Origin of the sequence: Shinella zoogloeoides, assembly GCF_030733845.1 — a bacterium.
In the GTDB taxonomy this organism is placed as follows: domain Bacteria; phylum Pseudomonadota; class Alphaproteobacteria; order Rhizobiales; family Rhizobiaceae; genus Shinella; species Shinella zoogloeoides_C.
In genome coordinates this window covers 665,427-689,159 of the sequence record NZ_CP132311.1, presented here as the reverse complement: position 1 = coordinate 689,159, position 23,733 = coordinate 665,427, and the positions used below count along the sequence as shown (strand labels likewise).

Below are 23,733 nucleotides of genomic sequence, written 5' to 3'. Positions count from 1 at the left end.
CACCATGAACGATCTTGTCAGCCTCAGGCAGGGCGCGCTTGCGCCCGGCCACACGAAGGACGTTGCCGATGCGCTGATGGCCCAGACGGGCATGCGCGTGGACGGGGATCGCCGGCGTGGCCGCGGGGCGGGCCTGAATTTCACCGGCCGGTTCGAGCCGGTGACGCGGGAAGGCTTCGACGACGGCTGGCAGACGCTGGAGGAGCTGCCGCCCTTCCGCACCGAGGTGCAGGTCGAAAAGCCGCGCACCATCATCACCCGCAACGAATCGCCGGACATTCCCTTCGACCGCTCAATCAATCCCTATCGCGGTTGCGAGCATGGCTGCATCTACTGCTTCGCCCGGCCGACGCATGCCTTCATGGGCCTTTCGGCCGGCCTCGATTTCGAGGCGAAGCTCTTCGCCAAGCCCGATGCGCCGAAACTCCTGGAGCGCGAGCTTTCCAAGCCCGGCTACAAGCCGCGGGTCATCGCCATCGGCACCAACACCGATCCCTACCAGCCGATCGAGAAGGAATGGCGCATCATGCGCCAGATCCTCGACGTGCTCGACAAGGCGAACCATCCGGTCTCGATCGTCACCAAGTCGGCGCTCGTCATGCGCGACATCGACATCCTCTCGCGCATGGCGGCCCGCGGCCTTGCCTGGGTGGGCATGTCCGTCACCACGCTCGACCGCAAGCTCGCCCGCACCATGGAGCCGCGCGCCGCGACCCCGCCGCGCCGGCTGGAGGCGATCCGCGCGCTCTCGGATGCCGGCATCCCGACCGCCATCATGATGGCGCCGATCATTCCCGGCCTCAACGACCACGAGATCGAGCGGGTGCTCGATTCGGGCAAGGCGGCCGGGGCGCTGGAGGCGAGCTATGTCCTGCTCCGCCTGCCGCTGGAGGTGAGCCCGCTCTTCCGCGACTGGCTGCTGCGCAACTACCCGGACCGCTACCGCCACGTCATGTCGCTGGTGCGCTCCATGCGCGACGGCAAGGACTATGACGCCGAGTTCGGCAAGCGCATGAAGGGCGCCGGCCCCTATGCCTGGCAGATCGCCCGGCGCTTCGAGATGGCGAGCAAGCGGTTGGAACTGACCCGCACCCGCCGCAACCTCGCCGTCGACCAGTTCGTGCCGCCCTCGGGCAGCGGCGTGCAGCTCTCGCTGCTGTGATCCCCCGGCGACCTGGACGCATGCCAGATGCGTTTCGGGAGCCAGGAATAGACGAATTTCCGAGCCTTCGCGCTCGGCCCATCTTCCGGTCCGCCAGTCCCCGGGCGCACCGGTCGTTCCCCCGGCATCCGCCTCCTGCCGGGGGACTTGCAGGGAATCGGATGGATGTGCGAGGTTCGCCGCATGTCCCGTCCCGCATCCTCCGATTCCCGCCTTCTTTTCGACCTTCCCGAAGGGCCGGACTTCTCGATGGAGATGGCCGCCCGCAAGCGCGGCCTCTGGCCGGTCGCCGGCACGGACGAGGCCGGCCGCGGGCCGCTCGCCGGTCCCGTCGTCGCTGCCGCCGTGGTGCTCGACCCGGACAACATCCCACCGGGCCTCAACGATTCCAAGCAGTTGAGCATGGCGAAGCGCGAGGCGCTGTTCGCCCTCATCATGCAAAGCGCCTTCGTCTCGGTCGCCTCCAGCTCGTCGCGCCGCATCGACATCATCGACATCCGCAAGGCGAGCCTCGACGCCATGCGCCGGGCGGTCGCGGGCCTCGAGGTCGCGCCCAAGCTGGTGCTCACCGACGGGCGCGACGTGCCGCCGGGCCTTGCCTGCGAGGGCCGTGCGGTCATCAAGGGCGACGCGCTCTCCGTTTCCATCGCCGCCGCCTCCATCGTGGCGAAGGTCATGCGCGACCGCATGATGGCCCGCGCCGAGGCGACCTTCCCCGGCTACGGCTTCGCCATCCACGCCGGCTACGCCACCGAGGTCCACCGCAAGGCCATCCAGGCCATCGGCCCCTGCCGCCTGCACCGCATGACCTTCCGCCCGCTCAAGCAGGATTGAACGGCAACGGGCAGCCGTTTCCCCCAACACCTGTGACAGGTCCTCCGCAGAGGACGAAACGCTGGCGCGCGATATCGCCATTGCAAATCAGATAAGTGTATGCTTATCTCACTCCCATGATCGAGAACGAGATATTCAAGGCGCTTGCCGACCCGACACGCCGCACGATCTTCGAGAAACTGGCGGGCGGGGCGATGAATGCCAGCGCGCTTCGCGACGGCATGGAGATCAGCCAGCCGGCCATGTCGCAGCATCTGGCGGTGCTGCGCGGTGCGGGGCTGGTGCGCGAGGAGCGCCGGGGGCGTTTCGTGAACTACGAGGTCGATCCGGACGGGCTTGCGCTCATAGCCAGATGGCTCACGAAGTACCGTGCCTACTGGCCGGCGCGGATCGATGCGTTGAAGGATTTGCTGAAGGACATGGACCAATGAACGACAGGACATCCAATCGACCGGCACCGGACCTCGTGTGCGAATACGAACTGGACGCGCCGACCGAGAAGGTCTGGCGGGCGATCAGCATCCCGGCGTTTCGCGAGAGATGGCTGCCTGGCGGCGACCTCGCCGATGCCGCGCCGGTCTCGATAGTCCCCGGCGAGGAAATCCGCTACAGGATGCGGGACGACGCACCGCCCTATCTTGAAAGCCTCGTGGCCTTCCAGCTTCGCCCCAACGCCGACGGCGGCACGACGCTTCGCATCGTCCATGGCCTGGACGATGCGCGGCTCGCGCCGCACGGGCCGCAGGCGGTGAACGACAACGGGCTCTCGCTGATGCGAGCCGCCTGACACCAACCCACATCACGCAACAAGACAGGAGTTCGCCTATGCGCGAAGCGATGCAGCTCGTCCCCATGGTGGTCGAGCAATCCAGCCGGGGCGAACGCTCCTTCGATATCTACTCCCGCCTGCTGCGGGAGCGGATCATCTTCCTCAATGGCGAGGTGAACGACACGGTGTCCGCGCTCGTCTGCGCGCAGCTCCTGTTCTTGGAGGCGGAGAACCCGAAGAAGCCGATCCAGCTCTACGTCAATTCGCCCGGCGGCATGGTGACCAGCGGCTTTGCGATGTACGACACCATGCGGTTCATCCGTGCGCCCGTGCACACGCTCTGCATGGGCACGGCGCGCTCCATGGGATCGTTCCTGCTGATGGCGGGCGAGCCCGGCCAGCGCGCCGCCCTGCCCAATGCCAGCATCCTCATCCACCAGCCGCTGGGCGGCTTCCAGGGACAGGCATCGGACATGCTCATCCATGCCGAGGAGATATTGAAGACCAAGCAGCGCATGACGCGGCTTTATGCGGAGCATTGCGGGCGCAGCTACGAGGAGTTCGAGCGGGCCATGGACCGCGACCGCTTCATGACGGCCGAGGAGGCGCTGGAATGGGGCCTGATCGACCGCGTCCTCACCGAGCGCGATATCGCCGAGGCGCATCCGGCGGAGGCCTGACGGTCAGGATCGGCACCAAACGAAAAAGGCCGGATCGCTCCGGCCTTTTCTCAAATCATTGGGTGAAGGCCTCAGTTGAGGCGGGTCTTCACTTCGCTGATGGCGTTGTCGAACAGCGCCTTGCCGGTCGCGGCGTCGGACTTGGCGGCGATGACCTTCTCGGCGGCAGCGACTGCGAGGTCGACGGCGGCGGCGCGCACGGCGTTGATCGCGTCGGCTTCCGCCTGCTTGATCTTCTGCTCGGACAGTGCCGTGCGGCGGGTCACGTATTCCTCGGTCTTCTGCTTGGCTTCCGCCGTCAGGGCGCTTGCCTCGCGTTCAGCGGCGGCGACGATGCTGGCGGCTTCCGCTTCGGCATCCTTGCGCTTGCGCTGGTATTCGGCGAGCAGGTGCTGGGCTTCCTCGCGAAGACGCTTGGCTTCCGCCAGCTCGTTCTGGATCTTCTCCGCGCGGGCGTCGAGGCCCTTCGCCATCATGCCGGGAACCTTGAGGTAGGCGATGAGGGCGAGGAACAGCAGGAGGCCGACAAAGGCAAAGAATGTTGCGTCGAATGCCATGGTTCGCTCCTTATTCGCCTGCGGACGTTTTGACGGCCGAAGCGATCTCGGCCTTGGTGGCCTTGGCGCCGATCAGCTGCTCGACCACGGCTGCCGTGGTTTCCTCGGCGATCGTGCCGACATCGGCAAGCGCCTTGGCCTTGATTTCGGCGATGCGCGTTTCGGCACCGGCGATCTTGTCCTGCAGCGAGGCTTCGATCTTGGCGCGCTCGGCGTCGGCCTTGGCCTTGGCTTCGTCACGGGCGGCCGCGGCGATCGCGTTGCCCTTGGCGCGGGCAGTGGCCAGGTCCTGCTCGTAGGAAGCGATCGCGGCGTCGGCTTCCGCCTTCAGGCGCGATGCCTCGTCGAGATCCTGCGCGATGCGGTCGTGGCGCGTCTCGAGGATGCTGCCGATGCGCGGAATGACGACCTTCGACATGAGAAGGTAGAAAAGACCGAAGGTAATCGCCAGCCACAGGAGCTGCGATGCGAACGTGGTCTGGTCGAACGGCGGGAAGACGCCGGAACCTGCTTCTTCGCCATGGGCGACACCGGTTTCGGTGTGCACCTCGCCTGCCGGCTGAGCCGCATGCGTGTCCGCAGGGGTCTCATGCGTCGTCGCAGGGGTTTCCGCCTGGGCGATTTCGAAAGGGGTGGACTCGGCCGATGCCAAGGTCACGGACATGCTCACCTCCAGGGGGCACTCACAAAGAATGTACTAAGCGTACGATGGACCACGGCCCGAAGGGCCATGGTCCAGTCCTCGGCCGATATCAGACGGCGAAGAGGAGAAGGAGAGCGATGAGCAGCGAGAAGATGCCCAGAGCTTCCGTAACGGCGAAGCCGAATACGAGACGGCCGAACTGGCTGTCGGCAGCAGACGGGTTGCGCAGAGCGCCGGCCAGGTAGTTGCCGAAGATGTTGCCGAGGCCGAGAGCCGTGCCGGCGAGACCGAACGTGGCAAGACCTGCGCCGATGAACTTTGCTGCTTCCGCTTCCATGTGAAACTCCTTGAATGGGTTGTTGCGGCTTGGAGCGACGCCGGGAAAGGCGCCGACGACTGTTTCCTAGTGACCACCCGGATGCACGGCATCGTTGAGGTACATGCATGTCAGAACTGCGAAGACATAGGCCTGCAGGAACGACACGAGGAATTCGAGACCGGTCAGGGCGACCGTCATGAGGAGGGGCAGGATCGAGCCGGCTACACCGACGGCGCCGAGCGCGCCGAGCGAGGTGACGAAGCCGGCGAAGACCTTCAGCGTGATGTGACCCGCCAGCATGTTGGCGAAAAGACGGATCGAGAGGCTGATCGGGCGCGAGAGGAACGAGATGACCTCGATCGAGACAACCAGCGGGAGCAGCGCGCCGGGAACGCCCGACGGCACGAAGAGCTTCAGGAAGCCGAAACCGTGCTTGTAGAAGCCGTAGAAGACGACCGTGCCGATGACCAGAAGGGCAAGGGCAAAGGTGACGATGATCTGGCTGGTGACGGTGAAGAAGTACGGCACCATGCCGAGCAGGTTCGCCGTCAGGACGAACATGAAGAGCGAGAAGACGAGCGGGAAGAACTTCATCCCGTGGCTGCCCGCCCCTTCCCTCAGCATCGAGGCGATGAACTCGTAGGACATTTCCGACACGGACTGCATGCGGCTCGGAACGAGACCGCGCTGGCCGGTGGTGAAGTAGAGGAAGCCCGCGGCGGCCGCGACGGTGGCGACCATGAACAGCGAGGCATTGGTGAACGAGAAATCGATGCCGCCGATTTCGATCGGAACAATCTTGTTGACCAGGAACTGATGGGTCGGATCGTTGGACACCGCTTATCTCTCTCGCTTGCCCGCCTTACGGCGGAAGTTACCCATTAATCGGGACGGGCCGTCAGGCGTCGTCCCTCGTTTCGGTCTCTTCGCGTCCGCCGCCAGCCTTGGCGGGATCCCGCCCGGCCAGCCTGTCGACCGGATGGGGCGATGCCACCATGCCAGCCGCGCGCATGACGTTCAGAACGCCGGCACCGAAGCCAAGAAGCAGGAAAATGATCATTCCCCAAGGCCCTGTACCCGCAAAATGGTCCAAAAGATAGCCCAGAAGCGCCCCGACGATGACGGCGGCGACGAACTCGCTCGAGAGCTTCATGGCAACCGCATAGCCCTTCCGGCTTTCGGATGCCCGCGCCTCGGCGGCCGCTTCCGTCCCGTCCTCCTTGCGCCGTTCCGCGAGTTCCGCGTCAAGGCGCTTCAGCCGGTCTTCCAGACTTCCCTTTTGATCGTCGGTCATGGCGCCCTCCTCGTTGTTTCCGCCGGAGCTTTCGCCCCATTGCGGACATATTAAAGGCTAGGGTTCAAGCCATATCCGACCCCTCTCGAAGTCGGCCGCAACATAGTTTTAGGTGCCCGCATAGTCAAGGCGTGGCGAAGCTTTGCGCAGCGGCAATTATATTGAACAAAATCAATAGATTATGGATAAACGCGTGCGAGGCGCGACTCTCTGCCCCGGGAATCGCGCGGAGTGTGGCACGGACTCACCACGCCCGGGACCCGGGACGGATGCCGTCAGCTCCAGCCGCCGCCATAGGTGCGGTAGAAGATGTGCTTGCCGATCTTGGCCACCCGCTTCATCGTCCGGCCCCATGGCGGCTTCACGTAGGTCGCGTGGTAATGGGTGGACGAGCCGACATCGTCGAACCAGATCTTGCCGGCAGTGACCGCCATGGCGATCTCCTTGGCGGTCTTCCAGTGCCAGGGCGAGAGGATCAGGTCGGGAATGCGGTCGCAGGCGAAGGAGAACTGGCAGCGGTTGCGCCAGTTTTCGTTCTGGTAGACGACGCCGCAGATCGTCTTGGGATAGGTGGGGTTGCGCACGCGGTTGAGAATGACCTGCGCCACGGCGGCCTGTCCCTTCACCTCCTCGCCGCGCGCCTCGAAATAGATGCCTTCGGCAAGGCATTTCTGCTCCTTGGCGCTGAAGACGCCGGCCGGCAACGCGGTCGCCGCCCAGGCGTGGTCTTCAGGGGAAATCTCGGGGATGAAGCGGCCGAGCTCCGCCTTCGGCTTCAGGATCGAATCGAAGGGCGATTCCCGCGCATAGTCCGGCTCGACGCGCGCATAGGCGGTTGCCAGCACGTCGGCCCTGTCGTTGGTGACGAGGCTCGCGATCATCGGCGAGAGTCCACGGTTCGTGTGGACCGGCTTCTTCTTGTAGAAGGCCGTCGCGATCTCGATTTCCTTGCCCTGGATCTTCGGCTTGGCGAAGGCCATGCTCTCGCCGGTGTCGAAGATCGGCGAGAGCAGCGAGGAGGTGCGCTCCAGGATCGAGCCGGCGGCAAAGCCCTTCGGCGGCAGGACGGGCATCACGGCGACGATGCGGCCCTTCTTGTCGCGGCGGTTGACGCGGTCCTCGTCGGGGATCTCGCCCTTGCCCTTGTGCTCGCTGCGCAGCGCGGCCTTCACGCCACCCGGCAGTTCCACCCCTGCCCCGCTCTCGACGCCGCCGGTGATCATCGCGTCGGCGAACTCGATCTCCACCTCGTGCACGGAGCCGGCCGGCGAGCGGGTCAGCACCATGGCCTGGTTGCCGCCCTTGCGGTTGAGGCCCGCGAGATAGGTGGCAAGGTCCGTATGGGCCGATTGTGTGGGGAAGACCGCCGCAAGACCGAGGCCGACGGCGAGAGGGATTTTCCATTCCCGCTTCAGATACGCGATGACGCGGCTGGCATCTGCAAGACGAATGCTACGCTTACGCAACTGACTACTCCGCACCCTGATGCGCGCGCAGGCCCCACCGCCGGCCTTGTGACCGGCATGTCTTCCTGCCCGGATAATGTTCGTATGGGAGCCTGCCGCGCCGAAGCACGGGCCCAAGGCGGCTCGCTGTGAGGGTAAAATGAAGCATTAACCTTGATGGTTGGTTAATGCTCATGAACGCGATGGGGGGAGGCCGTCGCCTCCCCTTCACGTTTTCGTCAGATCACGACATGCGAGCCGAGTTCGACCACGCGGTTGGTCGGCAGGCGGAAGTAGTCGGAAGGGTCGGTGGCGAGGTTGGCGAGGGCGATGAACAGCCGGTCCTGCCACATGGGCATGCCGGACTGCGCATCGGGCACCAGCTTGCGCCGGCCGAGATAGAACGAGGTCGACATGATGTCGAACTTGTGGCCCGCCTTGCGCATCAGGCCGAGGCCGTGGGAGACGTTCTGCGTCTCCATGAAGCCGAAGCGCATCTCGATGCGCGAGAACCGGTCGGAGATCCTTTCCACAGAGAAGCGCTCGGCCGGAATGACGCGTGGCGTGTTGGCGGTCTTGACGGTCAGGATGAAGTTCTGCTCGTGCAAAACGTGGTTGTGCTTGATGTTGTGCAGCAGCGCGGCGGGCGCAAAATCCGGATCGCTGGTCAGGAAGATCGCGGTGCCGGTGACCTGCACCGGCGCATGGGCGCTCTGCTTTTCCACCGATTTGACGAAGGCCGGCAGCGGCACTTCGATGCGGCGCGTCTTTTCGTGCAGGATGCGGGTGCCGCGCGTCCAGGTCCACATCAGAACGACGACGGCGGCGGCGATCATGACCGGCACATAGCCGCCGTCATGCACCTTGAGGAGGTTTGCGCCGAGGAAGGTGAGCTCGAGCAGGAAGAGCGGCAGCAGCACGGCAGCGGCGGCGAGTGGCGTCCAGCGCCAGCGCGCGCGCAGGAACTCGAAGGCGAGCACCGTCGTCACCACCATCGCGCCGGTGACCGAGATGCCGTAGGCCGTCGCCAGCGCTTCTGACGAGCCGAAGATGAAGACGAGGGCCATGACGCCGAAGAGCAGCACGGTGTTGACGCCCGGCAGGTAGATCTGGCCAGTCTGGGTCTCCGAAGTGTGGAATATCTCCATACGCGGCAGGAAGCCGAGATGGATCGCCTGGCGCGTCAGCGAGAAGGCGCCTGTTATCACCGCCTGGCTGGCGATGATGGTCGCCGCCGTCGCCAGGATGACGACGGGCAGCAGCGCCCATTTCGGGAACATCAGGAAGAACGGATTGGCGATCGTTTCGGGATGGGCGAGCACCAGCGCGCCCTGGCCGAGATAGTTGAGCGTGAGCGCCGGAAACACCAGACAGAACCAGGCCCACTGGATCGGCCGGCGGCCGAAATGGCCGAGATCCGCATAGAGCGCTTCCGCGCCGGTGACCGTGAGGAAGACCGCGCCGAGCACGACGAGGCCGACATAGCCCTCGGTCGCCATGAAGAGCACGGCGTAATAGGGATTGAAGGCCGCCAGGATGCCGAGGTCGTCGCTGATGTGGCTGATGCCGCCGAGCCCCATGACCATGAACCAGACGGCGGTGATCGGCCCGAAGAATTTCGACACGGCCGCCGTGCCGAGCGACTGGACGGCGAAGAGCATGACGAGGATGACGACCGAGATGGGCACGACATAGTCGCCAAGCGTCGGCGTCACCAGCTTGAGCCCTTCCACGGCCGAGAGAACCGAGAGCGCCGGCGTGATCATGGCATCGCCGATGAAGAGCGCGGCGCCGATCGCGCCCATGAAGAAGAGCACGGCGGCATGTTTTCCGGCGGTCTTGGACAGCAGCGCCAGCAGGGACAGCGTGCCGCCCTCCCCGTGGTTGTCGGCGCGCAGCAGGAAGAGCACATATTTGACGGTGACGATGATCGTCAGCGTCCATATCATCAGCGAGATGAGGCCGACCACCTCCTCGCGCACCAGCCCGTTGTCGGAAACCGGCCGCAGCGCCTCACGGAAGGCATAGAGCGGGCTCGTGCCGATGTCGCCGTAGACGACGCCGACGGAGCCGAGAGCGAGAAGGAACAGCGTGCGCCCCCGGCTGTGGGAATGCGGTGCGCTACCGGTATGTGACTGCATGGGGCGATCAGGCTCTAGAGCCAGCCTTTCCAGCGGAAGAAGAAAAAGGGAAGGATTGCCGACAACACCATCGCGACGAGCGTCAGCGGATAGGCGTAGGCGATGCGCAGTTCGGGCATGAACTCGAAGTTCATGCCGTAGGTCGATGCGATCAGCGTCGGCGGCAGCAGCACGACGGAGGCGATCGAGAAGATCTTGATGATGGCGTTCTGCTCGAGATTGATGAGCCCGAGCGAGGCATCGAGCAGGAAGGTGATGTTGCCGGCGACGAAACCGGCATGTTCGGACAGCGACTGCACGTCACGCGTCACCGTGCGGCAGAGTTCGAGGCTGTCGCGGTCGGATTGCAGCGCCGGGAGACCGTGCAGGAAGGTCAGCACGCGCGACAGGGACATGAGGCTGTCGCGCGTCTTGGCGACGAGGCGGTGCAGCGCGGAGACCTGCACGACGCGGTCTTCCAGGTAGCGCGGCGGGCGGCGGGAGAGATGCCGCTTGTCGCCGAACACCTCCATCGAGAGCTTGTCGGCGCGCGAGACGGCGATCTCGAGGATTTCCGCCGTGCGGTCGGCCACGGTCTCCAGCAGGCGCGTGATCATCACGGTGGGCGAGGAACAGCCGCCGGGAATGCGGTGCATCGCGCTCTTGAAGAGGGCGAAGGAGCGCGGCTCGTCATAGCGCACGGTGAGCAGCTTGCCGGGCGTCAGGATGAAGGCGACGTCGGTCAGGTGCGGCAGGTCGCTTTCCGCCTTCACCATCAGCGAGGCGGTCATGTAGGCCGCGTTGCCGTCGGTGTAGAGGCGGCTCGACGGCTCGATATCCTTGAGTTCGTCGCGCGTCGGCACCTCGAGGCCGAGAATGCGCTCGATCAGCGCTTCCTCGTCGCGGTCGGGCTCGACGAGATCGACCCAGACGGCGCCGGCGAGCGCGTCGGCTGCGGCAGAATCGGTCTCTGTCGGCAGGGTGCGTGCCTCGCCGTTGGGACGGAAAACCGTGATCACCGACGAGTGGCTCCGGAACGGACCATCGCTCACACTCCCCTCGCGCTTTTCCGCGCGTGATTGAACGTCGACCGTCAGAGGCCGGCCGCGCATATTGCGCGGCGCAACATAAAAATCAAGCTGGTGCCCTCAAGCGCCCCCAGAAGGCGAAAGGTCCGCCTATTCGAAGACGATGGCCGGCGCGCCGCGGTTGCCCTTGCCCTGCACGGCCTCCAGCTCCTGCCAGACGCGCGTCGCGATCGCGCGATAGGTCTTCGCGGCGGCGCCTTCCGGATTGGAGACGACGACCGGCGTGCCGGCGTCGGACGTCTCGCGGATGTCCATGGTCAGCGGCACCTCGCCGAGGAAGGGCACGCCGATGCGCTCGGCTTCCTTGCGCGCACCGCCATGGCCGAAAATGTCATAGCGGTTGCCGGTGTCGGGCGCGATGAAATAGCTCATGTTCTCGACAATGCCGAGCACCGGCACCTCGACCTTGCTGAACATGTTGAGGCCCTTGCGCGCATCGATGAGGGCAAGGTCCTGCGGGGTGGAGACGATGACGGCGCCGGCGAGCGGTACCTGCTGGGCCATGGTGAGCTGGGCGTCGCCCGTGCCGGGCGGCATGTCGACGACGAGCACGTCGAGCTCGCCCCAGGCGACCTCGCGCAGCATCTGCATCAGCGCCGACTGGATCATCGGCCCGCGCCAGATCATCGCCACCTCCTCATCGACGAGGAAGCCCATGGACATGACCTTGATGCCGTAGTTCTCCATCGGCTTGATGATGCGGCCCTCGATCTGCTGCGGCCGGCCGGAAATCTTCAGGAGGCGCGGCATGGAGGGGCCGTAGATATCGGCATCGAGGATGCCGACGCGCAGCCCGTTGGCCTTCAGCGCCAGCGCCAGGTTGACCGAGGTGGTCGACTTGCCGACGCCGCCCTTGCCCGAGGCGACCGCGATGATGGCCCCGACACCGGGAATGCCGGATTTCGCGCGCTGCGGCGGCTGGCCGGGAGCGGCATGGCCGTGGCCGGCATGGTCGTGCGCGGCGCCCCGGCCGGGCGGCGGCGGGGTCGGCGCGCGGGCGGCGGCGGGGCCGGAAGCGGCGCGCTTGTCCGCCGTCAGCGCCACCATGGCGGCCTTGATGCCGGGAATTTCCTTGACGACCCGCTCGGCGGCCGCGCGCATCGGATCGAGCTCGCGGGCGCGTTCGGCCGGCACGGTGATCGAGAAATAGGCCTTGCCGTCGGAGATGAAGACGTCGGAGACGAGGCCGAGATCGACAATGTTGCCGTCCATGTCCGGGCCGCGCACCGTGCGCAGCCGTTCCAGAACCTGTTCCTTGCTTACATCCGTCATGACATCCTCGTAGACCCTGCGCGGGATCGGCCCGCTGCCCTTTTCCGTAGATAGTGCACGGAAAGGCAGACGCCAACGACTTTCCCAGCGACGGGCAGGCCCGGCTTTGCGGCAGGATGCCTCAGGCCGCACGCTGCGGCCGGGTCAGGCGATCAGCCCGCGACGGATCGCCTTGACCACCGCCTGGGTGCGGTTGACGGCCTCCAGCTTGCGGGTGACCTGGTTGAGGTAATGGTTCACCGTATGCTCGGAAAGGCCGAGGATTTCGGCGATCTCTAGGCTGGTCTTGCCCGCCGCCGTCCAGCTCAGGCACTGGATCTCGCGCTCGGTGAGCACCACCTGGCCGGATTTCCAGGCCGAGCCGATTTCCGCCAGCCGGTTGAAGAGATGCACGGAAATCATCTGTAGCATCAGCCGCTCATCACGGCCGAGCGTTCCGTTCTCGCCGCCCCAGACGACGGCGCCGCGATTGCCGAGCGCATCGTGCACCGGGAAGAAATGGCCGACCAGCATGCCGTGACCGGTCATGACGGCGAGCAGTTCGGTGAAATCCGCGTCTTCGGACGATTCGCCGATCCATTCGCGCATGTCGTAGGAAAACGGCACCGTGGTCAGGCGCAGCTTGCGGATGCCGGCACTGTGCCGGACCATGCGCATGGCGTCGTACTTGGCGAGGATTTCCTGCGGCCAGTTGCTGACGATGGAATAGGCCGAGAGCTTTTCCGCCTCGAAGCCCGGCAGGGTGAAGACGATGAAATATTTGAGACCGTATTCCTCGCACTTGCGCCGCATGTAGCGCACGATGTCGAACTGGGTCTCGAGGGCGGCGATCTCTACGCCCTCGTCCTGTACCTGGCTTTCGCCGCCACTGGTTTCGTCAGCCGTCATGGTGCCCCGCAATGGTTATCTTCCTCGCCTTGGGCAATTGGAGCGGGACCGCACGCATTCCAGAAAGTCGCAAGGTTATTATTATACATCAGTTCAAAAGCCCGGCGCGGATCGCCTTGGCGACCGCTTGAACCCGGTTGACCGCATCGAGCTTTCGCGTGGCGCGGTTCAGGTAATGATTGACGGTATATTCGGAGAGGCCAAGGATTTCCGACATTTCCACGCTGGTCTTGCCGGCCGAGGCCCAGGACAGGCATTCGATCTCGCGGCGCGACAGCGAGACGTGCTGCCGGCGCCCGGCGCGCAGCTCCAGCACCTCGGTAAATATCTGGTTCGCCAGGGCGTTGAGTTCGGCCATCTCGCGCGGATTGAGGTCGTCGCGCGCGCCGCCGAAGGCGAGCGCACCGCGCAGGCCCGCCGAATTGTGCGCGGGGAAATAGGCGCCGCGCTGCAGGCCATGCCGTTCGAAAAGCGCCGCCGCGATCGCCGCCTTGCCGTCGATGCGGGGGCGGTTCGTGCGGTCCGCATCATAGGTGAAGGGATTTGTGCTCTGGCGCAGGCGTTCGATGACCGGGCTGCCGAAGATGAGGCCCGCATGGTCGTAGGTCTTCAGCATGTCGTCCGGCCAGGACGTCAGAAGCACGTTGGACGAGAAATCCGTCGAGGTCTCGGAGGGAACGTTGATCAGGAGATAGCCGCGGAAACCGTAGCGCCTGACGATGCCGTCCAGCGTTTCGGCAACATCGTCTTCCGACCCCAGGGCCGAGCCCCAGCGGTTCTGGAATTGCGCAGATGTCGTATGGAATCGATCCGCCATATCCGTTTTTCCTTCAGCAACGCACGCGACTGTACCGCAGAGCCTGCAGGCACAATGCACTTGCTTGCCCCAGGAACCCCCGTATCCCAATGCAAGTATGTTCGAGAACCGCGCCTCAAGTCCGCGGTGAGCGACGCAACTCATAAGCCGGTCGTGAGGAAAGCTAATGGCGACCCCAATCCACGTCCAGCGCGATTTTCTAATTTACCGTAAAATCGGGCCGGAAGACAACTCTATGATCAGCAACGCACCGCACAATCGCCCTATCGTTGCGGACCGAGCCTGACGGAGAGTTCTTCCATGATCGCACTCGCCGCATGACGCACGCGCGGCGCCCAGTCGTCGAGCTGCTCCTGCCCCACCCGATAGGCCGGCCCCGTGACGGAGACGCCCGCCACGAGCGAACGGCCGGGATCGAAGACCGGCGCGGCGACGCAGCGGATGCCCGGCTCGTGCTCCTCCCGGTCGAAGGCGATGCCGCTTTCGCGGATATCGGCAAGTTCGGCAAGCAGCTCCGGGCGATCGGTGATCGTCTGCGGCGTGAACCGGCGGAACTCCACGCCCGAGAGAATCGCTTCGAGCGCCCCTTCCTCCAGCACGGAGAGCGCCGCCTTGCCGACGCCGGTGCAATAGGCAGGCGAGGCATTGCCGATCTGCGAATTCATACGCACCGCCTGCCGGCTTTCCACCTTGTCGAGATAGATGATCTCGCGCCCGCGCAGCACGCCGAGATGCACGGTCTCGCCCGTCTCCCGGTGCAGCGCCTCCAGGAAAGGCGCGGCGACGGCGCGGAACTCGTTGCGCGCCCAGCTCGCCGAGGCGAGCTTCAGGAGGCGCAGGCCCGGCACATAGGCGTGGTCCGTGCGCAGTTCCAGAAGCCCTTCCTGCACGAGATGGGAAAGCTGGCGGTGCAGCGTGCCGCGCGGCTGGCCGCTGACGGCGAGCACATCGGTAAAGCGCAGCGGCCGGTCGGCGAGCGCCACCGTCTCCAGCACGGCCATCGCCTTGCCGAGGGTGCCGGTGCCCGTATCCTCGTCCCGTTCCGTCGCCATTGTCGCAACCCTCGCCCATCCCTTGACAGGCCGGCATCATAGCGGAATAATTCCGAATAATCAAACTCAGTTCCAAATAATGGAATTATTGGGAGCATGCGATGGCCGGCCGCTATCCGGATCTTGCAGGACAGGGCGTGCTCGTCACCGGCGGCGGCTCGGGAATCGGCGCGGTGCTGGTCGAGGGCTTTGCGGCCGAAGGTGCCCGCGTCGCCTTTCTCGACATCGCCGAGGCGGAGAGCCGCACGCTCGTCTCGCGGCTCGAAGGCAAGGTCGCGCACCTGCCTCATTATATAAGAGTAGACCTTCGCGACATCGGCGCGCTGCGCGCCGCCGTCGAAGAGGCTGCGACGATCGTCGGCGGCATCCGCGTGCTCGTCAACAATGCGGCGCGCGACGACCGGCACGAATTCGAAACCGTCGAACCGGACTATTGGGACGAGAACCAGGCGGTGAACCTGCGCCACCTGTTCTTCGCCGCGCAGGCCGTCGCGCCGCATATGCGCAAGGGCGGCGGCGGGGCCATCGTCAGCTTCTCGTCCATCGCCTTCCTGCTCAACATGGGCGAGCTTCCCGGCTATGCCACCGCCAAGGCCGGCATCGTCGGCCTCACCAAGTCGCTTGCCGGCAGGCTTGGCCCGGACAATATCCGCGTCAACGCCATCCTGCCCGGCATGGTGCTGACCGAGCGGCAAAAGCGCCTGTGGATAGACGAGGCGACCATCGAGGGCGGCATTGCGCGCCAATGCCTGAAGCGCTCGCTGACCGCCGGCGACATGGTCGGCCCCTGTCTTTTCCTGGCGTCGGAGGCCTCCGCCGCCATCACCGCCCAAACGCTCATCGTCGATGGAGGCATGCTCTGATGACCGAAACCACCCCGCAACCCGCCTATGTCGCGGTGGACTGGGGAACCTCCAGCTTCCGTCTCTGGCTCGTCGGCACGGATGGCCGGGTGCTTGCCGAACGGCGCAGCGGCGAAGGCATGACGACGGCCGCCCGCACCGGCTTTGCCGAGGTACTGGCGAGCCACCTTGCCGCCGTCGCCGCGCCCGCGGGCCTGCCCGTCCTGATCTGCGGCATGGCTGGCGCCAAGCAGGGCTGGATCGAGGCCGGCTATCTCGACACGCCCGCCGCCCTTTCCGACATTCCCGCCGCCGCCGTGCGCATTCCGGGCATCGAGGCGGATATCCGTATCCTGCCCGGCCTTGCCCAGCGCGAAGCGATGGCGCCCGACGTCATGCGCGGCGAGGAAACGCAGCTTCTCGGCGCCGCCGGTGAACTCGGCAGCGGCGACCACCTCGTCTGCATGCCCGGCACCCACAGCAAATGGGTGCGGCTTTCCGGCGGCAGGGTCGCGGGCTTCTCCACCTTCATGACGGGCGAGCTTTTCGAGGCCGTCGCGAAGAATACGATCCTCAGCCATGCCATCGCCGATGCCGGCGCGATTTCCGGCGACAATGCCGCCTTCCGCGCCGCCGTGGCGCGCATGGTGGAAAAGCCGGCGCTCGCCACGAGCCAGCTCTTTTCCGTGCGCGCCGGCTCGTTGATCGCCGGACTTTCGCCCGACGACGCCAAGGCCCGCCTTTCCGGCACGCTGATCGGGCTGGAGATTGCCGGCGCCCTCTCGCTCGTCGCCGATGGAACGCCGGTCGCGCTCGTCGTGTCCGGCGGGCTCGGCGCGCTTTACCGGGAGGCCCTTGCCGCGGCGGGCCTGTCGCCCACCGTCATCGATGCCGATACCGCCGTGCGCAACGGCCTTGCCGCGGGCGCCAAGGCGCTCTGGTCCCTCTGAACACCTCCTGAGAAAGCAAAGAACCATGAGCCGCATTCCCTTCCCCCCGATGAAATATCCCCTGATCGCCATCCTGCGCGGCCTGAAACCCGGCGAGACCGAAGAAGTCGTCGGCGCGCTGATCGAGACGGGCTTCACCGCGATCGAAATCCCGCTGAACTCGCCGGAGCCCTTCACGTCGATCGAGACCGCCGTGAAGATGGCGCCCGAGGGCTGCCTGATCGGCGCCGGCACCGTGCTCACCGTTGCTGACGTCGATCGCCTCGCCGATGTCGGCGGGCGGCTGATGGTCAGCCCCAATGTCGAGCCGGAGGTGATCTCCACCGCCGCGGCCAAGGGCATGGTGACCATGCCGGGCGTCTTTACCCCGACCGAGGCGCTTGCCGCCGCCCGGGCCGGCGCGACGGGCCTGAAATTCTTCCCGGCCAGCGTGCTCGGCCCATCCGGCATCCAGGCGATCCGCGCCGTGCTGCCGGCCGAACTGGAAATCGCCGCCGTCGGCGGCGTTTCGGAGAAGAATTTCGGCGACTATGCCGCCATCGGCGTGCGCAGCTTCGGCCTCGGCTCCAGCCTCTACAAGATCGGCATGAGCGCTGCCGAGGTGCGCACCCGCGCCAAGGCGACGATCGAAGCCTATGACGCCGTCTATGGAGCAGGCCGATGAGCGATACACACTCCTTCACGGGTCGCATTCTCTGCGACACCGCCTGCGAACTCGGCGAGGGCCCGACCTACGACCCGGCGACCGACAAGGCCTTCTGGTTCGACATCAAGGGCCGGACGCTGCATGAGCTGCACCTTTCGACCATGACGAAGACCGTGCACGACCTGCCCTTCCTCGGCAGCGCGCTCGCCGTCATCGATGCCGAACGCCAGCTCGTCGTTTCCGACCAGGGCCTTTTCATCCGCGCGGTCTCGGACGGAAAGCTCACGCCCTTCGTCACGCTGGAGGACAAGGCCGTGAACCGCTCCAACGACGGGCGCGTCCACCCCTCGGGCGCACTCTGGGCGAGCACGATGGGCCGCAGCGCCGAAAAACATTCCGGCGCGATCTATCATGTCGCGGGCGACCGGGTGACGAAGCTCTTTTCCGACATCACCATCCCGAACAGCATCTGCTTTTCGCCGGATGGCGGCACCGGCTACTTCACCGACACGGACCGCAACCGCCTGATGCGGGTGGCGCTCGATCCGAAGACCGGCCTTCCGACCGGTACGCCGGAGATGATCAGCGACGAGAGCGGCACGACCGGCGGCGTCGACGGCTCGGTCTGCGATGCCGACGGCCTGATCTGGAACGCCCGCTGGGGCGCGAACGCCGTCGACGTCTACAAGCCCGACGGCACGCGGATCGCGCGCCATCTCGTGCCGGCCTCGCAAGCGAGCTGCCCGGCCTTCATCGGCGAAAAGGCCGACCGGCTGCTGGTGACCTCCGCCTTCGCGGACATGGATGCGGCGGCACGCCTTGCCGATCCGCGCGCCGGCCAGACCTTCGAGCTGGGCATTGCGGTCAAGGGCCGTTTCGAGCCGAAATTCGCGCTCTGATCCGCCTGCGCGAAAACAGGGAGCGGCCGCCCGTTTTGCCGGGCAAGGCCGCTCCTTTTGCATGGCTGCCGCCAAAAAGAAGGCAATTTTCATCGGAACCAAACCGGGGGGTCGCCGTTCCTTGTCCATCAGCCGGTGCGGACGGGCACTCGAAACCGCCGCCGCGCCTTGATGCCAACGAGACGAAAGGCAGGTTCACAATGACCAATAAATTTCTTACTTCCGTTGCCGCTGGTGCACTCCTCCTGGGCGCGGCTTTTGCTCCGGCAGCTTACGCACAGGACACCACCCAGCCGGCCGCCGGCGAAACCCAGACCATGGAACAGCAGCCCGGCATGACCGGTGACGCCGCCACGGGCACGACCCCGGACGACACCGCCGCCACCCCGGGCACGACGCCGACCGAAGACACGGCCCAGACGCCGGCTACGGGCACGGCAACCGAGGATACGGCCCAGACCCCCTCGACCGCGACTGAAGATACCGCCCAGGCTCCGGCCGCTGGTGGCGATTATCTGACGGCCCAGTCGGACGAGCAGATCAGCGCCAACACCTATATCGGCCAGGCTGTCTACAACAGCGCCGATGAAAGCATCGGCAAGATCTCCGACCTGATCATGGAAAAGGACGGCGGCATCACCGCGGCCGTGATCGGTGTCGGCGGCTTCCTGGGCATCGGTGAGAAGTGGGTTGCCGTTCCGTTCGAGAAGATCTCGATCACGCAGGTCCCGGACAGCGACGACGTCAAGCTGACGACGACCGAAACCGCCGAAAGCCTGCAGGCTGCGCCGGAATTCAAGACCAAGTCGCAGCAGGTCGCCGAACGCCAGGCCAATACCCCGGTCGACAGCTCGACGACCTCGTCGACGACCGATACGGGCGCGGCCCCGGCCACGACCCAGCCGGTCGAATAAGCCGGCAGGTTTATCCTGACCTCCAGCCCGGTGGCGTCCCCTGCGCCGCCGGGTTTTTCTTTGTAGTTTTTAGTACCAGGCGTCGGCCATGGCTGCCTTCTTGCGCTCCATGTAGTCGCAAAGCGCCTCGTCGACGGCGACGTCCAGCGGCGGCGCCTCGTATTCGGCGAGCGTCTTCTTCCACTGACGGTTGGCGCGTGTCGCCATGTCCGTCGAGCCGCCCTCCTCGCTCCATTTCTCGAAGGGTTCGTTGTCGGAGAGCGTCGTGTCCCAGAAGGCCGTCTGGTAGTTGCGCATCGTGTGGTCGCAGCCGAGGAAATGGCTACCCGGGCCGACCTCAAGGAACGCGTCCATGGCGAGCGTGTTGTCATCGACGGTGACGCCGGCGAGATAGGAATGCAGCGCCCCGCAGAGGTCAGCATCCATCACGAACTTCTCGTAGGACATGGAGAGCAGGCCATCGAGGAAGCCGGCGGAATGCAGGATGAAATTCGCGCCGCAATGCACGGCCGACAGCATGGACATCAGCCCTTCCTGCATGGCCTGCCCGTCCGGCAGCTTGGAATTGGAGAAATTGCCGGCGCAGCGCAGCGGCAGCTTGAGCCGGCGGGCGAGCTGGCCGACGACCATGGAGCCGATGGCCGGCTCCGGCGTGCCGAAGGTCGGCGAGCCCGAGCGCAGCGACATGGAGGAGAGGAAATTGCCGAAGATGACCGGCGCGCCCTTCCTTTCGAGCTGGGTCAGAGCGCAGCCGGCGAGCGTTTCGGCGAAGGATTGCGCGATGGCGCCGGCATTGGTGACCGGCCCCATGGCCCCGCCGAGGATGAAGGGCACGATGACGGCGGCCTGGTTGGCGCGGGCATAGGCGCGCAGCGACTTCGTCATCGTGCCGTCCCAGACGAGCGGCGAATTGACGTTGACATTGCCGAGGATGACGCAGTTCCGGTCGACGAAATCGGCACCGAACAGGATGCGCGCCATGTCGATGGAATCCTCGGCGCGCTCCTCCGCCGTGATCGAGCCCATGAAGGGTCGGTCGGAATATCTGATATGGCTGTAGACCATATCGAGATGGCGCTTGTTGACGGGGATGTCGACCGGCTCGCAGATCGTGCCGCCGGAATGGTGCAGCCAGGGGCTCGACTGGGCGAGCTTGATGAAGTTCCTGAAATCCTCCAGCGTGCCGTAGCGCCGGCCCTTGTCGAGGTCCATGACGAAGGGCGAGCCGTAGGCAGGCGAGAAGACGACCTTGCTGCCGCCGATCTGCACGTTGTTCGCCGGGTTGCGGGCGTGCTGGGTGAACTCGGCCGGTGCGGAGGAGACGATCTCGCGCAGCATGCCCGGCTCGAAGCGCACAAGGACGCCCTCGACCTTTGCGCCGGCGCGCTTCCAGTGGTCGAGGACGGCGGAGTCATCGCGGAATTCGATGCCGACCTCGGCGAGGATGCGGTCCGCGGCGCGCTCGACCTTCTGCAGATTTTCCTCCGAGAGTACGTCATAGGTCGGAATGCCGCGCACGATATAGGGCACGCCGAGGGGCTTTGCCGCATTGTCGCGCCGCGTGCCCCTGCCCCGCCGTGCCGGTGCTTCGATCGTTGCTGCCTCGCCCATTCCCGCCTCCATAATTTGAGAACGAGGCTAGGCGCGAAAAGCCACCTTGTAACGCTGGAAAAAATTATTCGACACTATAAGCTCCATTTATGGAAACCCTGCGCCGCCTGCTTCCCTCCGCCTCCAGCCTCATCATCTTCGAGGCTGCCGGTCGGCACCAAAACTTCACCCGCGCCGCCACCGAGCTCGGCATGACGCAGGCCGCCGTCTCCTATGCCGTGCGCAATCTGGAGGAACAGCTCGGCGTCGCGCTCTTTCACCGCGTCCATAGAGCCGTCGAACTCACGGATGCCGGCGAGCGCTTCCATGCGGATGTGACGCTCGGCCTGTCGCGCATCCAGAAATCGGCGGAGGACATCCGCGCCAAGGGGCGCGAGGCGAACGTGACGCTCGCCGCCTCCACGGCCTTCGCCTCGATGTGGATGTTGCCACGGCTTGCCAAGCTGCGGGCGGACCTGCCGGAGATCGACCTGCGCATCCAGACCAGCGTGCGCGATCTCGACCTCGACGAGGAGCCGATCCCGCTCGGCATCCGCGGCGGCGACCCGGGCAAATGGCCGCGCTACCATTCCGCCCTGCTGGCGCCAGAGGTCATCACGGCGGTGGCGAGCCCCGCCTTCGTGGAGAGCCGCGGCCTTCCGAGGACGCCCGAGGATCTTCTGAAACTGCCGCTGATCCACCTGGAGGAACCGGTGCGCACGGCCTGCGACTGGCCGGGCTGGTTTGCTAGCGCCGGCGTGCGCTATCCCGCGCAGGCGCGGCGGCTCTCCATCAACGATTACGTGCTGGTGATCCAGGCGGTGCTGGCGGGAGAAGGCGTGGCGCTCGGCTGGCAGCATCTCATCGAGGGGCAGGTGCGCTCGGGCGCGCTCGTCGCCGTCGGCGGCCATGTGCTGAAGACCGAAGACGCCTTCCACGTCGTCTGGCCGCGCTCGCGCGAGCTCAACGGCCCGGCCCGGCGCGTGCGCGACTGGCTGGTGGAGGAAGGCCGGCGGAGCCGGGAGACCACCGAGGCCTGATCGTCAGCGCCGCAGGACCGGCCGCACCTCCTCGTGGAAGAAGCGGAAATAGGAATTGATCTGCGCCAGCGCATTGGTCGAGAGCTTGTACTGGATGCCGAGCCGGCCGTTGCTGAACCAGCGGATCGTGCCGCTGAGGCGGCCGAGTTCCTCGCTCTCGATGGTCACGAGCTGGCCCGGCATCGCCTGGATCGGCTTTTCCAGGTCAAGCGCCATGCCGGTCGGCGACAGGTCGACGACCCGGCCGCGGCACGTCTGGTGCATGACGCGCACGTCGGCGAAAATACGCACATTGGAACGGTCGGTGGCCCTGACGGGCATATCCTTGATGGTCGTCATCCGTGGCTCCCCTCACGCAATATTCGTGTGATGGAGACGATAGCGCGGATGGTTTTCCGTCAGGATAAACAAACGCCTGCAATTTTAACGAAGTGACCTGTTCGGGGACGGCAGACTCAGGAGGCGGCGCGGCCGTCGACGCTGACATAGCGGTCCGCGAGGAAGCGCAGGGTGGCGACGGCGTCCGCCGGCTTGCCGTAGAAATAGCCCTGCCCCATGCCGCAGCCGAGCGCCTTCAGCTTCAGGGCCTCGGAGAAATCCTCGATGCCTTCGGCCACGACCGCAAGGTCAAGGCCCTCGCACATGGCGACGATGGCCTTGATGATGTGTTCGGACGCCTTGTCGTTGGAGATGCGCGAGACGAAGGCGCGGTCAATCTTCACCTTGTCGAAAGTGAAATCGCGCAGCCGCCCGAGGCTCGACTGGCCGGTGCCGAAATCGTCGAGCGAGATGCGCACGCCCGCCGCCCGCAATTCGCCGACGATCTTCTGCGCCGTGTCGGCGTCGGTCATGACCGCCGTCTCGGTGATCTCCAGCTCCAGCCGGCGCGGATCGAGCCCGACGCGGTTGAGGATGGCCAGCGTGTTGAATGCCGTCTTCGGGTCCATCAGCTGGGCGGAAGAGAGGTTGAAGGAGAGGAACAGCTCCCTCGGCCAGGAGAGCGCCGCCTCTGCCGCCTTGCGCAGGAGCGTGTCGGACAGCGCGTCGATGAAGCCGCGCTCTTCGGCGAGCGGCACGAAGACGGCCGGCGAGACATAGCCGAGATCGGCGTCGCACCAGCGCGCCAAGGCCTCGAAGCCAACGACCGTGTCGTCGCGCAGGCTGACGATCGGCTGGAAATGCACGTCGACCTCGTTGGCGATGATGGCATTGCGCAGCGCCTGTTCGAGCTGCGTCGCGCGCTTCATCTCCTGGGCGATTTCCTGCGAATAGACGGTGATCTGGCCGCGGCCGCGGCGTTTCGAGCGGTAAAGGGCCGTGTCGGCGCTCTTCAGCAGCTCGGTGAAATCCTCGCCCGCGAAGGGGTAGATGGCGAAGCCGAAGGAGGCGGACAGGCGCACGTTGCGGTCGCCGAGATCGAAGGGGGCGGACAGCACCTCGCGCAGCATCTGGCCGATCTTTTCCGCGCCCTTGCGCTCGAAGACGAGCGGCAGCACGAAGGCGAACTCGTCGCCGCCGTGGCGGGTGACGGTCGCGCCGTCGGGAATGCAGGCCTTCAGGCGATGGGCCACCTGGCAGAGAATCTCGTCGCCGGCCCGCGGGCCGAAGAGATCGTTGATCGGTTTGAAACCGTCGAGATTGGCGATGCCGATGGCAAAGGGCGCCGGGTCCTCCTCGCGCTCCTTGGCGATCTGGCGGACCTTGTCACGCAGGCGGTAGAGATTGCCGAGCCCGGTCAGGGGATCGGTATAGGCCATGGCATGGAGGTCAGTCTGGGAAACATCCAGCGCCGCATGATCAGCAGACTTCATCAATGATTTCCCGTACTTGCACCCTACCTCCGACGTCCGCTCCACGATGAGGCATGACCGTTAACAAATGCATAGCAACCGACCGTCAGTCCTGCCCACGA

Annotated in this window: 26 protein-coding genes; 11 read left to right on the top strand and 15 right to left on the bottom strand. The window is 65.6% G+C overall.

Translation table 11 applies throughout. The features are described from left to right. The first annotated feature begins 4 nt into the window (after positions 1-4). The 5 genes from Q9316_RS04285 to Q9316_RS04265 all read left to right on the top strand — a co-directional run bounded on the left by Q9316_RS04285 (position 5) and on the right by Q9316_RS04265 (position 3,445). The gene (locus Q9316_RS04285; RefSeq protein ID WP_306034008.1) at positions 5-1,162 is read left to right on the top strand and encodes a PA0069 family radical SAM protein; all 1,158 of its coding nucleotides are present in this window, start codon (positions 5-7) and stop codon (positions 1,160-1,162) included. Between the two features lie 183 nt (positions 1,163-1,345). Then, positions 1,346-1,996, top strand: a complete 651-nt coding sequence (locus Q9316_RS04280; RefSeq protein WP_306034007.1) for a ribonuclease HII — start codon at positions 1,346-1,348, stop codon at positions 1,994-1,996. Between the two features lie 116 nt (positions 1,997-2,112). Further along, positions 2,113-2,427: an ArsR/SmtB family transcription factor gene (locus Q9316_RS04275; protein ID WP_306035202.1), complete on the top strand. Its 315-nt coding sequence runs from the start codon at positions 2,113-2,115 to the stop codon at positions 2,425-2,427. Continuing rightward, positions 2,424-2,783: an SRPBCC family protein gene (locus Q9316_RS04270; RefSeq protein WP_306034006.1), complete on the top strand. Its 360-nt coding sequence runs from the start codon at positions 2,424-2,426 to the stop codon at positions 2,781-2,783. Before Q9316_RS04275 ends, Q9316_RS04270 begins: the two co-directional genes overlap by 4 nt. 38 nt (positions 2,784-2,821) lie before the next feature. After that, the gene (locus tag Q9316_RS04265) at positions 2,822-3,445 is read left to right on the top strand and encodes an ATP-dependent Clp protease proteolytic subunit (RefSeq protein ID WP_306034005.1); all 624 of its coding nucleotides are present in this window, start codon (positions 2,822-2,824) and stop codon (positions 3,443-3,445) included. A 71-nt stretch (positions 3,446-3,516) separates the two neighbouring features. Here the strand turns inward: Q9316_RS04265 and Q9316_RS04260 are convergent, their stop codons facing one another. The 12 genes from Q9316_RS04260 to Q9316_RS04205 form a co-directional block, all read right to left on the bottom strand. Then, positions 3,517-4,002: a F0F1 ATP synthase subunit B gene (locus Q9316_RS04260; protein WP_306034004.1), complete on the bottom strand. Its 486-nt coding sequence runs from the start codon at positions 4,000-4,002 to the stop codon at positions 3,517-3,519. Between the two features lie 10 nt (positions 4,003-4,012). Further along, on the bottom strand, positions 4,013-4,666 hold the full coding sequence (locus Q9316_RS04255; protein ID WP_306034003.1) for a F0F1 ATP synthase subunit B: 654 nt from the start codon (positions 4,664-4,666) through the stop codon (positions 4,013-4,015). A gap of 88 nt (positions 4,667-4,754) precedes the next feature. Then, a complete protein-coding gene (locus Q9316_RS04250) occupies positions 4,755-4,982 on the bottom strand; it encodes a F0F1 ATP synthase subunit C (RefSeq protein ID WP_024270186.1) in 228 nt (75 codons plus the stop codon). A gap of 66 nt (positions 4,983-5,048) precedes the next feature. Next, entirely contained in the window at positions 5,049-5,801 is a 753-nt protein-coding gene (locus tag Q9316_RS04245) for a F0F1 ATP synthase subunit A (RefSeq protein WP_306034002.1), read from the bottom strand. A gap of 61 nt (positions 5,802-5,862) precedes the next feature. After that, positions 5,863-6,258, bottom strand: a complete 396-nt coding sequence (locus Q9316_RS04240; protein WP_306034001.1) for an AtpZ/AtpI family protein — start codon at positions 6,256-6,258, stop codon at positions 5,863-5,865. Positions 6,259-6,533: 275 nt separating this feature from the next. After that, positions 6,534-7,709 (bottom strand): cell wall hydrolase, encoded by a 1,176-nt coding sequence (locus tag Q9316_RS04235; protein ID WP_306035201.1) that lies wholly within the window; start codon positions 7,707-7,709, stop codon positions 6,534-6,536. A gap of 233 nt (positions 7,710-7,942) precedes the next feature. After that, positions 7,943-9,844: a potassium transporter Kup gene (locus Q9316_RS04230; protein WP_306034000.1), complete on the bottom strand. Its 1,902-nt coding sequence runs from the start codon at positions 9,842-9,844 to the stop codon at positions 7,943-7,945. A gap of 14 nt (positions 9,845-9,858) precedes the next feature. Further along, complete coding sequence (locus tag Q9316_RS04225; protein ID WP_371877952.1) at positions 9,859-10,842, bottom strand: magnesium transporter CorA family protein; 984 nt, start codon at positions 10,840-10,842, stop codon at positions 9,859-9,861. A gap of 159 nt (positions 10,843-11,001) precedes the next feature. Next, entirely contained in the window at positions 11,002-12,183 is a 1,182-nt protein-coding gene (locus tag Q9316_RS04220; protein ID WP_306033999.1) for an Mrp/NBP35 family ATP-binding protein, read from the bottom strand. Between the two features lie 144 nt (positions 12,184-12,327). After that, positions 12,328-13,071 (bottom strand): helix-turn-helix transcriptional regulator, encoded by a 744-nt coding sequence (locus Q9316_RS04215; protein WP_306033998.1) that lies wholly within the window; start codon positions 13,069-13,071, stop codon positions 12,328-12,330. A gap of 88 nt (positions 13,072-13,159) precedes the next feature. Further along, entirely contained in the window at positions 13,160-13,888 is a 729-nt protein-coding gene (locus Q9316_RS04210) for a helix-turn-helix transcriptional regulator (protein ID WP_306033997.1), read from the bottom strand. 263 nt (positions 13,889-14,151) lie between these two features. Then, complete coding sequence (locus tag Q9316_RS04205; protein WP_306033996.1) at positions 14,152-14,940, bottom strand: IclR family transcriptional regulator; 789 nt, start codon at positions 14,938-14,940, stop codon at positions 14,152-14,154. Positions 14,941-15,041: 101 nt separating this feature from the next. Here Q9316_RS04205 and Q9316_RS04200 point away from each other — a divergent pair, with 101 nt between their 5' ends. The 5 genes from Q9316_RS04200 (at position 15,042) to Q9316_RS04180 (ending at position 19,191) form a co-directional block, all read left to right on the top strand. Continuing rightward, a complete protein-coding gene (locus Q9316_RS04200; protein ID WP_306033995.1) occupies positions 15,042-15,803 on the top strand; it encodes an SDR family NAD(P)-dependent oxidoreductase in 762 nt (253 codons plus the stop codon). Then, positions 15,803-16,732 carry a 2-dehydro-3-deoxygalactonokinase gene (locus tag Q9316_RS04195; protein ID WP_306033994.1) on the top strand — a complete coding sequence of 310 codons (930 nt, stop codon included), beginning with the start codon at positions 15,803-15,805 and terminating at the stop codon, positions 16,730-16,732. Before Q9316_RS04200 ends, Q9316_RS04195 begins: the two co-directional genes overlap by 1 nt. 25 nt (positions 16,733-16,757) lie before the next feature. Continuing rightward, positions 16,758-17,396 (top strand): 2-dehydro-3-deoxy-6-phosphogalactonate aldolase, encoded by a 639-nt coding sequence (locus Q9316_RS04190; RefSeq protein ID WP_306033993.1) that lies wholly within the window; start codon positions 16,758-16,760, stop codon positions 17,394-17,396. Beyond that, positions 17,393-18,277 carry an SMP-30/gluconolactonase/LRE family protein gene (locus Q9316_RS04185; protein ID WP_306033992.1) on the top strand — a complete coding sequence of 295 codons (885 nt, stop codon included), beginning with the start codon at positions 17,393-17,395 and terminating at the stop codon, positions 18,275-18,277. The genes Q9316_RS04190 and Q9316_RS04185 overlap by 4 nt, the downstream gene beginning before the upstream one ends. Before the next feature lie 200 nt (positions 18,278-18,477). Then, positions 18,478-19,191: a PRC-barrel domain-containing protein gene (locus tag Q9316_RS04180; protein WP_306033991.1), complete on the top strand. Its 714-nt coding sequence runs from the start codon at positions 18,478-18,480 to the stop codon at positions 19,189-19,191. A 69-nt stretch (positions 19,192-19,260) separates the two neighbouring features. Here the strand turns inward: Q9316_RS04180 and Q9316_RS04175 are convergent, their stop codons facing one another. Then, the gene (locus Q9316_RS04175; protein ID WP_371877951.1) at positions 19,261-20,802 is read right to left on the bottom strand and encodes a trimethylamine methyltransferase family protein; all 1,542 of its coding nucleotides are present in this window, start codon (positions 20,800-20,802) and stop codon (positions 19,261-19,263) included. A gap of 89 nt (positions 20,803-20,891) precedes the next feature. Here Q9316_RS04175 and Q9316_RS04170 point away from each other — a divergent pair, with 89 nt between their 5' ends. Further along, positions 20,892-21,821 (top strand): LysR substrate-binding domain-containing protein, encoded by a 930-nt coding sequence (locus Q9316_RS04170; protein WP_306033989.1) that lies wholly within the window; start codon positions 20,892-20,894, stop codon positions 21,819-21,821. A 3-nt stretch (positions 21,822-21,824) separates the two neighbouring features. On the opposite strand, the gene Q9316_RS04165 is transcribed toward Q9316_RS04170, so the two are convergent. Next, on the bottom strand, positions 21,825-22,160 hold the full coding sequence (locus tag Q9316_RS04165; protein ID WP_306033988.1) for a PilZ domain-containing protein: 336 nt from the start codon (positions 22,158-22,160) through the stop codon (positions 21,825-21,827). 116 nt (positions 22,161-22,276) lie between these two features. Next, positions 22,277-23,632: a putative bifunctional diguanylate cyclase/phosphodiesterase gene (locus Q9316_RS04160; protein ID WP_306033987.1), complete on the bottom strand. Its 1,356-nt coding sequence runs from the start codon at positions 23,630-23,632 to the stop codon at positions 22,277-22,279. Positions 23,633-23,733: the final 101 nt, after the last annotated feature.

Coding starts and splice junctions, on each gene's coding strand:
- Q9316_RS04285 (WP_306034008.1), top strand. CDS start 5: ATGAACGATCTTGTCAGCCTCAGGCAGGGCGCGCTTGCGCCCGGCCAC.
- Q9316_RS04280 (WP_306034007.1), top strand. CDS start 1,346: ATGTCCCGTCCCGCATCCTCCGATTCCCGCCTTCTTTTCGACCTTCCC.
- Q9316_RS04275 (WP_306035202.1), top strand. CDS start 2,113: ATGATCGAGAACGAGATATTCAAGGCGCTTGCCGACCCGACACGCCGC.
- Q9316_RS04270 (WP_306034006.1), top strand. CDS start 2,424: ATGAACGACAGGACATCCAATCGACCGGCACCGGACCTCGTGTGCGAA.
- Q9316_RS04265 (WP_306034005.1), top strand. CDS start 2,822: ATGCGCGAAGCGATGCAGCTCGTCCCCATGGTGGTCGAGCAATCCAGC.
- Q9316_RS04260 (WP_306034004.1), bottom strand. CDS start 4,002: ATGGCATTCGACGCAACATTCTTTGCCTTTGTCGGCCTCCTGCTGTTC.
- Q9316_RS04255 (WP_306034003.1), bottom strand. CDS start 4,666: ATGTCCGTGACCTTGGCATCGGCCGAGTCCACCCCTTTCGAAATCGCC.
- Q9316_RS04250 (WP_024270186.1), bottom strand. CDS start 4,982: ATGGAAGCGGAAGCAGCAAAGTTCATCGGCGCAGGTCTTGCCACGTTC.
- Q9316_RS04240 (WP_306034001.1), bottom strand. CDS start 6,258: ATGACCGACGATCAAAAGGGAAGTCTGGAAGACCGGCTGAAGCGCCTT.
- Q9316_RS04230 (WP_306034000.1), bottom strand. CDS start 9,844: ATGCAGTCACATACCGGTAGCGCACCGCATTCCCACAGCCGGGGGCGC.
- Q9316_RS04220 (WP_306033999.1), bottom strand. CDS start 12,183: ATGACGGATGTAAGCAAGGAACAGGTTCTGGAACGGCTGCGCACGGTG.
- Q9316_RS04215 (WP_306033998.1), bottom strand. CDS start 13,071: ATGACGGCTGACGAAACCAGTGGCGGCGAAAGCCAGGTACAGGACGAG.
- Q9316_RS04210 (WP_306033997.1), bottom strand. CDS start 13,888: ATGGCGGATCGATTCCATACGACATCTGCGCAATTCCAGAACCGCTGG.
- Q9316_RS04205 (WP_306033996.1), bottom strand. CDS start 14,940: ATGGCGACGGAACGGGACGAGGATACGGGCACCGGCACCCTCGGCAAG.
- Q9316_RS04200 (WP_306033995.1), top strand. CDS start 15,042: ATGGCCGGCCGCTATCCGGATCTTGCAGGACAGGGCGTGCTCGTCACC.
- Q9316_RS04195 (WP_306033994.1), top strand. CDS start 15,803: ATGACCGAAACCACCCCGCAACCCGCCTATGTCGCGGTGGACTGGGGA.
- Q9316_RS04190 (WP_306033993.1), top strand. CDS start 16,758: ATGAGCCGCATTCCCTTCCCCCCGATGAAATATCCCCTGATCGCCATC.
- Q9316_RS04185 (WP_306033992.1), top strand. CDS start 17,393: ATGAGCGATACACACTCCTTCACGGGTCGCATTCTCTGCGACACCGCC.
- Q9316_RS04180 (WP_306033991.1), top strand. CDS start 18,478: ATGACCAATAAATTTCTTACTTCCGTTGCCGCTGGTGCACTCCTCCTG.
- Q9316_RS04175 (WP_371877951.1), bottom strand. CDS start 20,802: ATGGGCGAGGCAGCAACGATCGAAGCACCGGCACGGCGGGGCAGGGGC.
- Q9316_RS04170 (WP_306033989.1), top strand. CDS start 20,892: ATGGAAACCCTGCGCCGCCTGCTTCCCTCCGCCTCCAGCCTCATCATC.
- Q9316_RS04165 (WP_306033988.1), bottom strand. CDS start 22,160: ATGACGACCATCAAGGATATGCCCGTCAGGGCCACCGACCGTTCCAAT.
- Q9316_RS04160 (WP_306033987.1), bottom strand. CDS start 23,632: ATGAAGTCTGCTGATCATGCGGCGCTGGATGTTTCCCAGACTGACCTC.